This is a genomic window from Aeromonas cavernicola (assembly GCF_002795305.1).
GTDB classification, from domain to species: Bacteria; Pseudomonadota; Gammaproteobacteria; order Enterobacterales; family Aeromonadaceae; genus Aeromonas; species Aeromonas cavernicola.
This window is the reverse complement of the sequence record NZ_PGGC01000045.1, coordinates 24,799-39,502: the sequence shown is the minus strand read 5'-3', so window position 1 is coordinate 39,502 and position 14,704 is coordinate 24,799. Positions and strand designations below refer to the sequence as shown.

16 protein-coding genes are annotated in these 14,704 nt (G+C 55.7%); 10 read left to right on the top strand and 6 right to left on the bottom strand.

The genetic code is table 11. The features are described 5' to 3' along the window. Nucleotides 1–75: 75 nt before the first annotated feature. From mlaF to murA, 7 genes are read left to right on the top strand one after another with little or no spacing between them, the layout of a single operon-like run. Nucleotides 76–876 (top strand): phospholipid ABC transporter ATP-binding protein MlaF, encoded by an 801-nt coding sequence (gene mlaF / locus CUC53_RS05270; RefSeq protein ID WP_100293182.1) that lies wholly within the window; start codon nucleotides 76–78, stop codon nucleotides 874–876. Next, complete coding sequence (gene mlaE, locus CUC53_RS05265) at nucleotides 876–1,655, top strand: lipid asymmetry maintenance ABC transporter permease subunit MlaE (protein WP_100293181.1); 780 nt, start codon at nucleotides 876–878, stop codon at nucleotides 1,653–1,655. The genes mlaF and mlaE overlap by 1 nt, the downstream gene beginning before the upstream one ends. 7 nt (nucleotides 1,656–1,662) lie before the next feature. Further along, on the top strand, nucleotides 1,663–2,160 hold the full coding sequence (gene mlaD, locus CUC53_RS05260; protein WP_100293180.1) for an outer membrane lipid asymmetry maintenance protein MlaD: 498 nt from the start codon (nucleotides 1,663–1,665) through the stop codon (nucleotides 2,158–2,160). A gap of 2 nt (nucleotides 2,161–2,162) precedes the next feature. Next, nucleotides 2,163–2,798, top strand: coding sequence for a phospholipid-binding protein MlaC (gene mlaC, locus CUC53_RS05255; RefSeq protein WP_100293179.1), 636 nt, complete (start codon nucleotides 2,163–2,165; stop codon nucleotides 2,796–2,798). Continuing rightward, on the top strand, nucleotides 2,795–3,067 hold the full coding sequence (locus tag CUC53_RS05250) for an STAS domain-containing protein (protein WP_100293178.1): 273 nt from the start codon (nucleotides 2,795–2,797) through the stop codon (nucleotides 3,065–3,067). Before mlaC ends, CUC53_RS05250 begins: the two co-directional genes overlap by 4 nt. Next, entirely contained in the window at nucleotides 3,067–3,324 is a 258-nt protein-coding gene (ibaG, locus tag CUC53_RS05245; protein WP_100293177.1) for a BolA family iron metabolism protein IbaG, read from the top strand. The genes CUC53_RS05250 and ibaG overlap by 1 nt, the downstream gene beginning before the upstream one ends. Before the next feature lie 18 nt (nucleotides 3,325–3,342). Then, complete coding sequence (murA, locus tag CUC53_RS05240) at nucleotides 3,343–4,599, top strand: UDP-N-acetylglucosamine 1-carboxyvinyltransferase (protein WP_100293176.1); 1,257 nt, start codon at nucleotides 3,343–3,345, stop codon at nucleotides 4,597–4,599. 86 nt (nucleotides 4,600–4,685) lie between these two features. On the opposite strand, the gene pmbA is transcribed toward murA, so the two are convergent. Next, on the bottom strand, nucleotides 4,686–6,029 hold the full coding sequence (gene pmbA, locus CUC53_RS05235; RefSeq protein ID WP_100293175.1) for a metalloprotease PmbA: 1,344 nt from the start codon (nucleotides 6,027–6,029) through the stop codon (nucleotides 4,686–4,688). A 114-nt stretch (nucleotides 6,030–6,143) separates the two neighbouring features. On the opposite strand from pmbA, the gene yjgA reads away from it, so the two are divergent. Together yjgA and CUC53_RS05225 are read left to right on the top strand one after the other, a co-directional pair. Next, the gene (yjgA, locus tag CUC53_RS05230; RefSeq protein WP_167386689.1) at nucleotides 6,144–6,668 is read left to right on the top strand and encodes a ribosome biogenesis factor YjgA; all 525 of its coding nucleotides are present in this window, start codon (nucleotides 6,144–6,146) and stop codon (nucleotides 6,666–6,668) included. A 394-nt stretch (nucleotides 6,669–7,062) separates the two neighbouring features. Further along, nucleotides 7,063–7,845, top strand: a complete 783-nt coding sequence (locus tag CUC53_RS05225) for a gamma-glutamyl-gamma-aminobutyrate hydrolase family protein (protein WP_100293173.1) — start codon at nucleotides 7,063–7,065, stop codon at nucleotides 7,843–7,845. A 9-nt stretch (nucleotides 7,846–7,854) separates the two neighbouring features. Here CUC53_RS05225 and CUC53_RS05220 read toward each other — a convergent pair whose 3' ends face one another. Further along, nucleotides 7,855–8,250 carry a hypothetical protein gene (locus tag CUC53_RS05220; RefSeq protein ID WP_100293220.1) on the bottom strand — a complete coding sequence of 132 codons (396 nt, stop codon included), beginning with the start codon at nucleotides 8,248–8,250 and terminating at the stop codon, nucleotides 7,855–7,857. Nucleotides 8,251–8,483: 233 nt separating this feature from the next. On the opposite strand from CUC53_RS05220, the gene CUC53_RS05215 reads away from it, so the two are divergent. After that, nucleotides 8,484–9,071, top strand: coding sequence for a superinfection exclusion B family protein (locus CUC53_RS05215; RefSeq protein WP_100293172.1), 588 nt, complete (start codon nucleotides 8,484–8,486; stop codon nucleotides 9,069–9,071). A 78-nt stretch (nucleotides 9,072–9,149) separates the two neighbouring features. Here CUC53_RS05215 and hutH read toward each other — a convergent pair whose 3' ends face one another. Genes hutH through hutI form a run of 4 tightly spaced genes read right to left on the bottom strand, consistent with a single transcriptional unit; the run spans nucleotide 9,150 to nucleotide 14,620 of the window. Further along, nucleotides 9,150–10,685, bottom strand: coding sequence for a histidine ammonia-lyase (gene hutH, locus CUC53_RS05210; RefSeq protein ID WP_100293171.1), 1,536 nt, complete (start codon nucleotides 10,683–10,685; stop codon nucleotides 9,150–9,152). Between the two features lie 4 nt (nucleotides 10,686–10,689). Further along, nucleotides 10,690–12,399 carry a urocanate hydratase gene (hutU, locus tag CUC53_RS05205; RefSeq protein WP_100293170.1) on the bottom strand — a complete coding sequence of 570 codons (1,710 nt, stop codon included), beginning with the start codon at nucleotides 12,397–12,399 and terminating at the stop codon, nucleotides 10,690–10,692. Nucleotides 12,400–12,452: 53 nt separating this feature from the next. Next, nucleotides 12,453–13,391: a formimidoylglutamase gene (hutG, locus tag CUC53_RS05200; RefSeq protein ID WP_100293169.1), complete on the bottom strand. Its 939-nt coding sequence runs from the start codon at nucleotides 13,389–13,391 to the stop codon at nucleotides 12,453–12,455. Beyond that, entirely contained in the window at nucleotides 13,388–14,620 is a 1,233-nt protein-coding gene (hutI, locus tag CUC53_RS05195) for an imidazolonepropionase (protein ID WP_100293168.1), read from the bottom strand. The genes hutG and hutI overlap by 4 nt, the downstream gene beginning before the upstream one ends. Nucleotides 14,621–14,704 lie beyond the last annotated feature (84 nt).

The following is a 14,704-nucleotide window of genomic DNA, read 5'->3' as shown; positions in this document are numbered from 1 at the left end:
GGCTGACTAGCAGCTGTTCCTTGTAGTTGCGAAGCCCTAGACTAGCCCATAAAATCCGCACTTCATTTACATGGGATGGATAACGGTTTGAACGATGACCTGATCACCATTTCTGACCTGACGTTTAGTCATGCAGATCGGCTGTTGTACGATGGGATAAACCTAACCATTCCTCGTGGTAAGGTCACCGCGGTTATGGGGCCGAGTGGTATAGGTAAGACCACCTTATTACGCTTGATTGGTGGCCAGATTAAGCCTGAATCAGGCCAAATCCTCTTTGATGGTGAGAATATTGCCACGCTGTCTCGGCGTCGCCTCTATGAGGTGCGTAAACGGATGAGCATGTTGTTTCAAAGCGGCGCACTATTTACCGGTATGACGGTCTATGACAACGTCGCATTCCCGCTACGCGAGCATTCCGGCCTACCGGAAGAGTTGATCCACACGATAGTCATGATGAAGTTGCACGCCGTCGGGCTACGGGGGGCTGCTAACCTGATGCCTTCTGAATTATCTGGAGGCATGGCTCGCCGTGCCGCGCTTGCTAGATCTATTGCCCTAGACCCAGACCTCATTATGTATGATGAGCCATTCGTGGGTCAGGATCCCATCACCATGGCAGTACTAGTGAAACTCATCAAAGAGCTCAATGATGCTCTTGGTATCACCTCTGTCATTGTTACGCATGATGTTAAAGAGGTACTGAGCATCGCTGACTACGCTTATATCATTGCTAACCGCAAGGTGGTGGCACATGGTACCCCAGCTCAGCTACGTGAAGAGCACAACCCAGAAGTCGAGCAATTTCTTCGCGGATTGCCCGATGGTCCTGTCCCATTTCATTTTCCAGCAGGCGATCTGCTACAGGATCTCTGATGCTAATAAACCAAATAAGCAACCTAGGTCGGATTGGCATTCGGGCCATGAGCTCTCTTGGGCGCGCAACGATTATGCTGTTCCATGCGCTGGTAGGCAAACCCGAACCCCGCAAACACTTTCCGCTGCTCGTGCAGCAACTCTATGTGGTCGGTGTACAATCCGTCGCCATCATCTTGGTGTCAGGTCTATTTATCGGCATGGTGCTGTCGCTGCAAGGCTACAACGTACTAAAGGATTTCGGTGCCGAGCAGAGTCTGGGGCCACTGGTTTCGCTCTCTTTACTGCGAGAGCTCGGGCCTGTGGTCACCGCACTGCTTTTCGCAGGACGCGCAGGGTCAGCTCTTACTGCCGAAATTGGTTTGATGAAAGCAACCGAACAGCTGTCTAGCTTGGAAATGATGGCTGTCGATCCCTTACGTCGTGTAGTTGCGCCACGCTTCTGGGCGGGTGCGATCAGCATGCCGCTTTTGGCATTTATGTTCAGCCTCATCGGTATCGTGGGTGGCAAGCTAGTAGGGGTAGATTTACTGGGTGTTGACGAAGGAAGTTTTTGGTCTGCTATGCAGGCCTCCGTCGACTGGTATGACGACATTATGCAGGGTGCCATCAAGAGCGTCATTTTTGCTCTCGTGATCTCTTGGATCGCACTTTTTAATGGCTACGATGCCAAGCCGACTTCGGCAGGGATCAGCCAAGCCACGACCCGCACCGTGGTTCACTCGTCCCTCGCCGTACTCGGCTTGGATTTTATACTCACCGCAGTCATGTTTGGGTAAGGTAAAGATGAAGTTCAGCAAAACAGAATTCTTAGTCGGTATCTTCATGCTAGCCAGCATAGGCGCAGTGTTGGCACTGGCACTGCAAGTGGCAGGTTTGAGCTTCAAACCAGAGGGGGAGACCTATACCTTACGCGCGCATTTCGATAACATCGGCGGCCTCAAAATCCGCTCACCCGTCAAGGTTGGGGGGGTGGTCGTCGGCCGAGTAAGTAATGTCGTATTAGATCCGAAAACCCAGGTTCCCGAAGTCACCTTGATGATGCAAAAAAGTGCTGGGGAATTTGCGGATACCAGTACGCTTTCGATTCTCACCTCTGGTCTACTCGGCGAGCAGTACATTGGTCTAGTACCTGGCTTCAGTGACGAGGAAATGGGCACCAACATGCTCAAAGACGGTGACCTGATTGAAGATACCAAGTCCGCTATCGTGCTAGAGGACCTGATTGGTAAGTTTCTTTACAATCAGTCATCCGATAACAAATCAGACAGCAATAAGGAGTAACCATGTTTAGAAAAATTGTCCTACTGCTGGGCTTGATCACTAGCATGATGGTTTCACTATCTCTTCACGCAGCGGTGGATGCCAAAGACCCCAATGCACTCGTCGATATGGCAGCAAAACAGACATTTGCTCGCCTTAAAGCCGATCAAAAACTGATCAAAAGTAACCCTGAGCACTTACGTGTCATTATCCGTGAAGAGCTATTGCCTTACGTCGATAATCGTTTCGCAGCATATAAAGTCCTTGGCAACCAGATCAAGCAAACGACCCCCGCTCAGCGCGATGCATTTGTCGCAGTATTTACCGAATACATGGTGAGCTCATACGCTGATGCACTAGCCCATTTCGACAAGCAGACCGTCAAGGTGGAGCCGAGCAAAGCCCCTAGTGATAGCAATATTACGGCGGTGAACCTCAGCGTAAAGGAAGCTGGCAAACCTGATATATTTCTCGAATTTAAATTGCGTAAAAATAACAAAACTGGCGAGTGGAAAGCATTCGACATGGTCGCCGAAGGAATTAGCCTACTCTCCGCTAAGCAAAATGAATTGGGCGGCCTGATTCGCCAAAATGGCATTGATGCCGTGATCAAGCAGCTCACCGAGCATAATGCTAAACCCTTGGTGCTCAAATCATGATCCTAAGCGGCGATCTGCAGGTGCAACAGGCTAAAAGCCTATGGTTGCGCCGTGCCGAATGGTGGCAACAAGATTGTATCGAATTGAGTGCGGTCACCGCACTCGATTCCGCTGGGCTGGCGCTGCTGGTTAAGTGGGCCAAAGCGGTATTAACACGAGGCGCTACACCACAGGTGGTGGGTGCCTCCGCTGATTTTTATACACTGGCAAACCTATATGGTGTCGCTAATTTGTTTCAATCAACGTCGCCTACAACTGAGGATAAATAATGCAAGTCTCTGAAATAGAACAAATACTCCTAGAGGCTCTGCCATTATCCGAAGTCCATGTCAAAGGCGATGGCAGCCACTACCAAGTGATCGCCGTCGGTAATCTATTTGATGGCATGAGCCGAGTGAAGAAACAGCAAGCCATCTATGCTCCCCTAATGGACAAGATCGCCTCGAATGCTATTCACGCTCTCTCCATTAAGGCCTTCACGGATTCCGAATGGAAGCGTGAGCGCAAATTCCTACTCCCCTCCTGATTTGGTAAAGAAGTAAAAATGGACAAATTTAAAATCGATGGTCGTTGTACCCTCAGCGGCGAGGTGACCATCTCTGGCGCCAAAAACGCTGCCCTGCCGATCCTATTCGCAACCCTGCTGTGTGATGAAGAGGTACACCTCTCCAACGTGCCACGTCTGAAAGATGTGGGGACGACCATCAAGCTGCTGGAGATGCTAGGTGCCACCACCAAGGTGAATGGTAATGTCACCGTGCTGACTGGCGCAGTGAATAACCACGTTGCGCCCTATGAGCTGGTAAAAACCATGCGCGCGTCCATCTTAGCGCTGGGCCCGCTGGCGGCGCGTTTCGGTGCAGCTGATGTCTCCCTACCTGGCGGTTGCGCTATCGGAGCGCGCCCGGTCAACCTGCACGTTCACGGCCTCGAGTTGATGGGCGCCAAGATCACCATCGAAGATGGCTACATCAAGGCTCGGGTTGATGGCCGCCTGAAAGGTGCCCACATTCTGATGGACATGGTCTCCGTCACCGGCACTGAAAACCTGATGATGGCTGCGACCTTGGCTGAAGGCCGTACCGTGATCGAAAATGCAGCTCGCGAACCAGAGGTGGTCGACTTAGCGAATTTCCTCAATACGCTGGGAGCAAATATCCAGGGCGCAGGCACCAACACCCTGACCATTGACGGTGTTGAGCGTCTGCATGGTGGTCGCTATAGCGTACAGCCTGATCGCATCGAGACCGGTACTTTCCTAGTAGGTGCCGCGGTCACGGGTGGCAAGATCACCTGTCGCAATACAGATCCTTCCCTGCTGGAAGCGGTACTGGTCAAGCTAGAAGAGGCTGGGGCGCTTATCGAGAAAGGTGGAGACTGGATCACCCTCGACATGACTGGCCGCACCCTCAAGCCGGTCACGATCAAGACCGCCCCCTACCCAGCCTTCCCAACTGACATGCAAGCCCAGTTCACCGTGCTGAACGCTGTCGCCAAAGGCACCGGCATGGTCACCGAGACCATCTTCGAGAACCGCTTCATGCACGTTCCCGAGCTGGTACGGATGGGCGCAGACATCGAACTGCAGGGCAACGTAGCCATCTGCCGCGACACCGAGCAGCTCAAGGGTGCCCAGGTGATGGCAACCGATCTGCGCGCCTCCGCCAGTCTGGTGCTGGCCGGCTTCGTGGCCGAAGGCTCCACCATCGTCGACCGTATCTATCACATCGACCGTGGCTACGAAGACATCGAGCAGAAGCTGCAGGGTCTAGGTGGCCGTATCGAGCGGATCAAGGGCTGATAGCCTCTTGATCGCTGGCCGATAAAAAGGCCCCCTCACTTGCGCGAGGGGGCCTTTTTCATGATTTCGGTTCCGTTAAGAGGGGATCAGTGCCCCGCCAGCTTCATATTTTCTACCAGCACCGAGCCGGTCTTGAGGCTGGAGCGCTCATCTTCGTCACAGCCCACCGCCACGATGTGGCTGAACATCTCGGCCAAATTGCCAGCGATGGTGATCTCCTCGACCGGGTAGGCTATTTCACCATTTTCGACCCAAAAACCCGCGGCGCCGCGCGAATAGTCACCGTTGACGATATTAACCCCCTGCCCCATCAGCTCAGTTACCAGCAGGCCGGTGCCCATCTCGTTGAGCATGCCCTGAAAATCCTGACCCGTACTGGAGACCTGCCAATTGTGAATGCCACCAGCATGGCCAGTGCTCGTCAGCCCTAGCTTACGAGCAGAATACGAGGTTAACAGCCAGCTCATCAGCTCACCGTTGCGGATGATGTCCATCTCGCGGGTACGCACCCCTTCGCCATCAAATGGCGAGCTGGCCAGCCCCCCTAACAAATGCGGGAACTCCTGAATGGTGAGCCACTCAGGCAGGATCTGCTGACCCAATTTATCGAGTAAGAAACTCGATTTACGATACAGGCTGCCGCCACTTATCGCGGTAACCAAGTGGCCCCACAGGCCTGCTGCCGTATCTGGGTGGAACATAACAGGGGCATGACAGGTCGCGATCTTGCGAGCACCGAGGCGAGCAACCGTACGTTCGACCGCTTCATCAGCAATGCGCTGTGGGTGCCACAGCCCATCGAGGGTACGGCTGGAGGAGTAACCATAATCCCGCTGCATCTCCCCCTCTTGCTCACCAATCAGTACGCAGCTCAGGGAGTTGCGTGATGCTGCATAGCCTTTGATAAAACCGTGGCTATTGCCATAGACCTTGATGCCAAGATGGCTGGAAAAACCAGCACCATCAGAGTGCTTAATGCGGGCATCACGGCCCAAAGCGAGTCGTTCGCACTCGATGGCCAGCTCGATCCCGCGCTGGGGATCCAGTTCGATTTGGTGGCACAGTTGCAGATCGGGGGCATCCCAGGCCAGCAGCTCGGCGTCCGCCAGACCGGCGCAATCATCGGCCGAAGTGTGGCGGGCAATCTCGATAGCCGCTTCAACGGCGGCGCGAATGGCGGGTTTGCTCAGATCAGTGGTCGAGGAGGATCCCTTACAACCATCGCGATAGACGGCAATACCGAGGGCACCATCTTTATTGAATTCAATGCTTTCCAGCTCACAACCGCGGGTGTTCACCGACAACCCAGTCTGCTTGCTGATGGAGACTTCGGCCAGCGAAGCCCCTAGGCTTTTGGCGATATCCAAGGCCTCGGCAACCACGGCCTCGAGATGGGCTTGATCTTGGCGGATTTGCTCTTGCTGCGCCATAAGTGTCATCTGTATGTAAGGAGGAGAAGAGGCCAAGCATATCAGACCCCTGCGTCCAACGGGAGAAGCTGGTAACATATCCGCCAACCGTGAATGACAGGAATCAACAGAGCGATGAGTCACTACCAAGACGACAACGAGTTCGAAGACTGGGGCCCGAGTAAGAGCCAGCTCAAGCGCGATGCCGAAGCCTTACAAAAAATGGGCGAGGAAATTGTCTCGCTGAGTCAGAGTGAGCTAGACAAAATCCCGCTGGATGAAGAGCTGGCCGAAGCGGTCGAATTAGGCCGCAAACTCAAACCAAAGAAAGATGAATCCTTTCGGCGCCACCTGCAGTTTATTGGCCGCTTAATGCGCAGCCGTGATATTGCACCGATCGAAGAAGCACTCTCCATCATCAAGAATCGCCACGCGACCGTGAATGCGCGTTTGCATCGGCTAGAGCAGTGGCGTGAGCGGCTCATTAATGATGGTGATAGCGCCCTTAACGAACTGATGGCGCAGTTTCACGAACTGGACCGTCAAAAGCTGCGTCAATTGATCCGCAACGCCAACAAGGAGCGGGAACTCAACAAACCACCCGCCGCTTACCGCGAGATTTACCAGTATCTGCGCGGCGAGATTGAAGATCTGCTGTAATGCGCCAGCACGCCTCCTGCTGGGGGCGTGTTGCTTTTTGACTCGGGCGGCCACCCCGCTCATGAGCATGATGACCACCCAAGATTGTTTAGTATATCCACCACGCAAAGCCTATTCACTGACCATATATCGCTCACAACCCCATCAAAATAGGGGCTAATTGCAACCACCCTCCATTTTCGTTAACACTTTCGCATCATTTTTGTTTGACATATTGAACATCTTTGGCAGACTGAGACAAGGATCCAGGCTGTCTGTATGAAGGCTTACCGACGATTCTGGTACCTCATGCGACGCAGGATCCCATGACCATGCTTTGAGGCATGCCTTTACCGATACGGTGGGCAAGGGCCTGCCCAAGGCGCAGGATGAGATGTCACACGCAAGGTGCCTTATGCCCAGTTTTATCCCTTCTGGTAACAGAAAACCCGTGGTGTTAATGACCATGGGCGCACAACCTCGTAACGGCCATGCCTATCAGGTAATGACCCACAAATACATCACTCCCATTGTAGAAATCAGCGACTGCGTCCCTCTGCTAGTCCCCACCTGCTGTGGCACAGCAGATCTGGCACAGTACTTAGATATGGCTGATGGGGTCTATCTGAGCGGGGCAGGATCTAATATTGACCCCAGCCTGTATGGACAGGAAAACCTGACCCCAGAGAAGCAGCAAGACCGAGAGCGTGATCTGTTTGATATCCCGTTAGTCCGCGCAGCCCTTGATCGTGGTTTACCAATTTTGGGTGTTTGTCGTGGTATGCAGGAGATCAACGTGGCGCTCGGCGGCGACATTTACCAAAAGGTCTACAGCGAGCCTGGATATAACGATCACCGTGAAGATGCCGATGACCCTGTCGATGAGCAGTATGGGCTCAGCCACCAGATCAACTTAGTGCCAGGGAGCTGGTTCGCAGAGCTTATGGGACAACCGAGCATCCCAGTCAACTCGTTGCACGGTCAAGGTATTCATCGGCTAGGCAGTGGTTTGGAGCCTCTGGCCCACGCCGAGGATGGGTTAATCGAGGCCATTCATGCTCCCGCTATTTCGCCGTTCTTGCTCGCCGTGCAATGGCACCCCGAATGGAAAGCGAGCGAAAATCCTCACTCGATCAAAATCTTTGAGGCCTTTGGCGAAGCCTGCCGAGCTCGTCTGAACAGGGCCATTGCCGCTTAAGTGAGTGGTTCACTCATGACCAAACCCACGCGCCCTGAGCTGAGGTAAAGCACCACGTTCAGGGCGCAGAGACCGACAACTATCAATCCCTTTTAGCCCATGCTGGATATGGCTTGGCATACTGCTCAATGCCATCTCGTTACTGCGATACAAATTGCTGCCATCGAGTTCGAACCACTCTCCCCCGATCTGGACCCGCTCACGGCCATTACTCGCCTCACCCCACTTAAGTGGCAGCGTCATGTCAGTGAGCACCTCTCCGAAAGCGCATCCTTCCCGCCAACGCGCCTTACTAGAAAAAGGCGTGATCACAATTTCGCGCCAGGATCCATCTCTGAACTCAACCCGATACTGTTCTGCCAGCAGATCACAGCCAGATATTGACAATAATGCGACTAATAACATCACTTGCTTTGATAATTGCACCAACACCCCCTTACTTAGCTATTGAGTACAGAATAAATAATTTGCCGTTAAACTGCACTCTTTCCCGATATTCTTCCAAGTTAACCCTACCATCCAGTTTCTTAGCCTATTGACTCCCCGCAATAGCATCGTTAAGCCACGCCTATATTTAACTGGCATGTCACTTGCTTAATGATTGCTCACTATCCACAACTGTTTAGGAAGGACGCACGATGAAACGGTGGATCCAACACTTCTATCAACTGAACCGCCTTAACTGGGTCATGGTCTGGCTAATGCTATGCTGCAGCATCATCTTGTTATTTCCGACTGGCTTAATGCAGGGTGCCGTTAGTCAATGGGCACACACCCATGCCGCGTGGCTGGGAGTGGGGATGCTGGTCGCTATCTCCTATTTTTGTAGCCAAGCAGCATTGATTGCGTGGGAGTGGGTCTGTGAAGAGTGGCAAGCTCGTCGCCAACAAGATCAACTGGCCCAAATGATCGGCTTTCTTGATTTCAATGAAAAAGCGGTATTAAGAGAGTTTGTACTGCAGCGGAAAAGCGTCATAAACCTGCCAGTGACCGAACCTGCTGTCAAAAACCTGATGGATGCAGGAGTATTGACCTTTGCATACGGTAAACCGGCACACGGTAAAGAAGATGAAACCCAAATTCGGGCTCTGATGATCGCCTTACCTGCACGGCCACTGCTCACCTATAAAGTACTGGGGCTGTCGCGGGGGAAAATGAGTGACGAACAGGTAGAACAGATCATGAATGCCAGACCCAAGTTCGCCCAGAAAGGATTGCAACGCTAATTTTTTCACCCCCCCTCGCTCCCTAAAACAGGAAGACCGCCAGTAAGGCGGTCTTCCTGTTTTAGTTGGTTCCTACACTCAGCAGCCGCTGGGTAGCACACCCTCAGGGATCAAATCGTTATAGCTCGCCTGTGCCAGCAGTTCGGCAGCCGCTTCAATATCCGGCGAGAAATATCGATCCTTATCGTAAAAACTAACTCGGTTACGCAACCGTGATTTTGCGAGTTCTAACCGTGCGGTGCTACGCAATGGCCCACGAAAATCCAGTCCTTGGGCTGCTGCCAACAACTCGACGGCCAGAATACCACGGGTATTGTCTGCCATATCGGCCAGCCGACGACCTGCAAAGGTCGCCATGGAGACGTGATCCTCCTGATTGGCGGAGGTGGGCAGGCTGTCCACCGAGGCTGGATGGGCTAGCGTCTTGTTCTCGGAGGCGAGCGCCGCCGAGGTGACCTGAGCGATCATAAAGCCGGAGTTGACCCCGCCGTTGTTGACCAGAAACGCCGGCAGGCCAGACATCCGCGAGTCGATCAGCAGCGCCATCCGCCGCTCGGAGAGCGAACCGATTTCGGCAATGGCCAGCGCCAGATTGTCGGCTGCAAAGGCGACGGGTTCGGCATGGAAGTTACCGCCGGAGAGGATCTCTTGGTCCTCGGCAAATACCAGCGGATTGTCGGACACGGCGTTAGCCTCGCACACTAACACCTCGGCTGCATGGCGGATCTGGGTCAGGCAAGCTCCCATCACTTGTGGCTGGCAACGCAAGGAGTAAGGGTCCTGCACTTTCTCACACTGATGGTGCGACATACCGATCTCGCTATCCTCCTCCAACAAATGGCGGTAGCAGGCAGCCGCGTCGATTTGGCCACGCTGACCGCGCACCGCGTGGATGCGGGCATCGAACGGCCGGCGACTGCCAAGGGCAGCCTCCACGCTCATGGCGCCGATGGTGATGGCAGCGGCGAATAGATCCTCGGCATGAAACAAGCCTTCAAGGGCAAACGCCGTGCTGGCCTGAGTACCGTTGAGCAGCGCCAACCCTTCTTTGGGGGCTAGCGTGATCGGGGTAATCCCCGCAATCCGCAGCGCTTCGCTTGCATCTATTTCGCGCTCAGCATGATGGGCCCGCCCTTCACCGATCAGCAAGCAGCTCATATGGGCCAGCGGTGCCAGATCGCCGGAGGCGCCGACGGAGCCCTTCTTCGGCACCAGCGGGTAGACCTCGGCGTTAACGAGGGCGATTAGCGCCTCCAGTACCGTCAACCGGATGCCGGAAAAACCACGGGCTAACGAGTTTATCTTCAGCACCATCATCAGTCGCACGGTGGCGTCATCCATGTAGGCGCCGATGCCGGCGGCATGGGAAAGCACAATGGCCCGCTGCAGCTCATCAAGCTGAGCGACCGGAATACGGGTGTTGGCCAACAGGCCAAAGCCGGTATTAATCCCATACACCACTCGGTTTTGCGCAATTACCTGAGTAACCACGGCTGCTGAGGCAACAATAGCTGGAATGGCCGATGCGGCAAGCCGGATCTGCACTGACTCACGACTGACACGGCGCAGCGTGGCGAGATCCAGTTCACCTGGAGTAATCGTCAATTCAAACATGGTGTTACACCTTTCCTTGGCCACCGTTCACACTGCCTATCATCGGCAGATCCAGTTTCGCCTCATGGGCGCAGTTGATGGCAATCTCGTAGCCCGCATCGGCGTGACGCATCACCCCAGTAGCCGGATCGTTGCGCAGCACCCGACCCACGCGGCGAGCCGCGTCATCGGTTCCATCGCAGACGATCACCACGCCGGAGTGCTGGGAGAAGCCCATGCCCACCCCACCACCATGGTGCAGCGACACCCAGGTCGCACCGCCAGCCGTGTTGAGCAGGGCGTTGAGCAGCGGCCAGTCGGAGACGGCATCGGAGCCATCCATCATCGACTCGGTCTCGCGGTTCGGGCTCGCTACCGAGCCGGAATCCAGATGGTCGCGGCCAATCACGATGGGGGCTTTCAGCTCGCCATTCTTGACCATCTCGTTGAAGGCCAGCCCGAGCCGCACCCGATCCTTGACCCCGACCCAGCAGATCCGCGCTGGCAGCCCCTGAAAGGCGATGCGCTCACGGGCCATATCGAGCCAGTTGTGCAGGTGAGGATCATCGGGGATCAGCGCTTTGACCTTCTGATCGGTCTTGTAGATATCCTCCGGATCGCCGGAGAGCGCCACCCAGCGGAACGGGCCGATCCCCTCGCAAAACAGCGGGCGGATATAAGCGGGGACGAAGCCAGGAAAGTCAAACGCGTTCGCCACCCCCTCCTCCAACGCCATCTGGCGGATGTTGTTGCCGTAATCGAGCGTGGCAGCGCCACGGGCTTGCAGGGTCAGCATCGCCTCCACCTGACGGGCCATGGAGCGACGAGCCGCCAGATTGACCTCCTGCGGGGTGCTCTGTTGCAGCTCGCGCCACTTGGCCACATCCCAACCCTGTGGCAAGTAGCCGTGGATCGGGTCGTGGGCAGAGGTCTGGTCGGTCACCACGTCTGGCGTGATGCCACGGGCCACCAGCTCTGCGAAGACATCGGCAGCGTTACCGAGCAGACCGACCGAGACCGCGGTGCCGCTGCGTTTGGCCGCCTCAACCATGGCCAGCGCTTCATCCAGCGTGTGGGCCTTCTGGTCCACATAGCGAGTCTTGAGGCGAAAATCGATGCGGGTCTCGTCGCACTCCACGGCGATCATCGAGAAACCGGCCATGGTAGCCGCCAGCGGCTGGGCACCGCCCATGCCACCGAGACCACCGGTGAGGATCCAGCGGCCCACAGGCGACCCGTTGAAGTGCTGGTTGGCCACCGCGAAGAAGGTTTCGTAGGTGCCCTGCACAATCCCCTGGGTGCCGATATAAATCCACGACCCCGCGGTCATCTGGCCGTACATCATCAGGCCTTGCTTATCGAGCTCGTTGAAGTGCTCCCAGTTAGCCCAGTGCGGCACCAGATTGGAGTTGGCGATTAGCACCCGTGGCGCATCCTTGTGGGTCTGGAACACCCCGACCGGCTTGCCAGATTGCACCAGCAAGGTCTGATCCTCCTCCAGCCGAGTCAGCACCTCGACGATCTTGTCAAAGCAGGCCCAGTTGCGGGCGGCGCGGCCAATGCCGCCATAGACCACCAGCGACTGGGGATGCTCGGCCACTTCGGGATCCAGATTGTTCATCAGCATCCGCAGCGGCGCTTCGGTGAGCCAGCTCTTGGCGGTCAGTTCGGTGCCACGGGGGGCTCGGACCATCCGGCTCGCATCATGACGCGGATCTGGGTGTTGCAAAGACATAAACACTCCTTGTGTTATCAATCGCATAGCGCACAACCTGCGTTGGCAAGCTGCTATTTGGTTAACTGATGGATCAGCCGGGCTACCACTCGAGCACTGCGGTTGTCCTGATCCAAGGTGGGGTTGTACTCGGCCAGATCGGCGAGCCGCAGCTTGCCACTGGCACGAATATGGGCAATCAGCGGTTCAATGACTGCCAGCTCCACACCTCGAGCGGCAGGGGCACTCACCCCCGGCATCACAGCGGCAGGCAGCACATCGAGATCGATGGTTAGATAGAGGTGATCACACCGAGCCATAAACCCATCGAGCCCTGCCCGTAGGATCGGCAGCTCTGCGCCAGTCATGGCTTCGTCCAACACATGCCAGACCCCTAACTCCTGCGCTCTTGCAAAGAGGGCTTGCGTATTGGCGGTCTCGGCTACGCCAAGGCAGGCGTAATGGAATGCTAAACCTCGGGCGGCGCACGCTTGGGCTATCTGGAAAAAGGGGGTGCCGGAGCTTGCAACACCTTGCGAGCGGCGCAAATCAAAGTGCGCATCAAAATTGATGATACCGACTCGCCCTTGTCCTCCTAGGTGACGATTAAGGCCACTCCAACTACCGAATGCCACCTCATGGCCACCGCCGATCACCAGCGGGAAATGGCCCTGTTTGAGCGCCTCGGCGATCCGTCTAGCCAACTGGCCGTGGGCAGCATCGAGATCGCCGCTATCACAGCGCACATCACCCCCGTCATACACGGCTCGGGTCTGATGCCATGCGTTATTGGCCAAGATCTTACGCACGGCCTGCGGAGCCGAGGCTGCACCGACCCGCCCCTTGTTGCGGCGTACCCCCTCATCGCAGGCAAACCCGAGCAGCACTACACCAGGTTCACCGCCCGCCTGCCACAGCTGAACTTTATCGTGCCAGCGCAAGGCCAACGCCCCCTCTTCTGGGTCTTGTCGACCTTGCCAGATACTCATGTGCGCAGTAGTTAGCTCATTCATGCCAACGTCTCCTCCCCGTTAACGACCCGACTCACCCATTGATCAACCCCCACCAGATAACTGATTTCGGCAGGGTGGGTGCAGTGCCAAACCAAAAAATCGGCGGCCATGCCAAGCTTCAGTTGCCCCAGCCTCTCTTGCTCACCAAGGGCTCGCGCAGCATGGCGTGTCACCCCAGCCATCGCCTCGACAGGGGTCAGGCCAAACAGCGTGCAGGCCATATTCATCGCCATTCGCAGCGAGACGATAGGAGCCGTACCAGGGTTGATATCAGAGGAGACCGCAAGGGGCACGCCCGCTTGACGCAGCGCTGCAATGGGGGGGAATTGGCGCTCTTTTAAGAAGTAGAAGGCGGTTGGGAGCAAGGTTGCCACAACGCCATGCTCTGCCAAGGCCGCAATACCTTGTTGATCCAGATATTCCAGATGATCCACCGACAGGGCCCGAAAACGGGCTGCCAAGGTGCTGCCGCCAAGATTGGAGAGCTGATCCATGTGGCCTTTCACTGGCAGGCCGTGATCGACTGCCGCCTGATAAACCCGCTCGGTTTGTGCTAACGAGAACCCAATCTGCTCACAAAACACATCCACGGCATCGGCCAGTCCAGCGCTAGCAGCAGCGGGGATAATCTCCTGACAAATAACAGAAACCCAGCGGTCAGGATCATCACGATACTCTGGGGGCACCGCATGGGCTGCCAGTAAGGTGGTTTTAATCCGAATAGGCAGTGACTCACCCAAGCGGCGCGCGACACGTAGCATCTTCAGCTCATCGACCAGCGTTAAGCCGTAGCCAGATTTGATCTCCAGCGTGGTCACCCCTTCGCGGATCAACGCCATCACCCTTGGCACGGCTAGCTCAAACAGCTGATGTTCAGTCGCCGCACGGGTCGCTCGCACCGTATTGAGAATACCGCCACCACGCCGAGCGATCTCGGCATAGGGGACGCCCTGTTGGCGTAGCTCGAACTCCTCAGCACGGCTACCGGCAAAGATGAGATGGGTGTGGCAATCGATGAGACCTGGGGTCACCAGCTTGCCCTGCATATCCCGCCAGTGAGCAGGATAGGGGCCTGATAGCTGAGCCATGGGTACTAATGCCGCGATGTTGCCCGCCCGAACCCCGATGGCATGGAGCGGCAGCAGGCCATAGTCAGCCCGTTCGGGAGTGAGGGTCGCAGGCGTGACATTGAGCCAGACCCGCTCGCAGTGCAACAGTTCCTTGTTCATAACCAGCCCTTAAATGTATATACAAATACTTATAATCGATCTTTACCCAGAAAGAAAGAAGCATTGTTCACATCTTGGCAACAT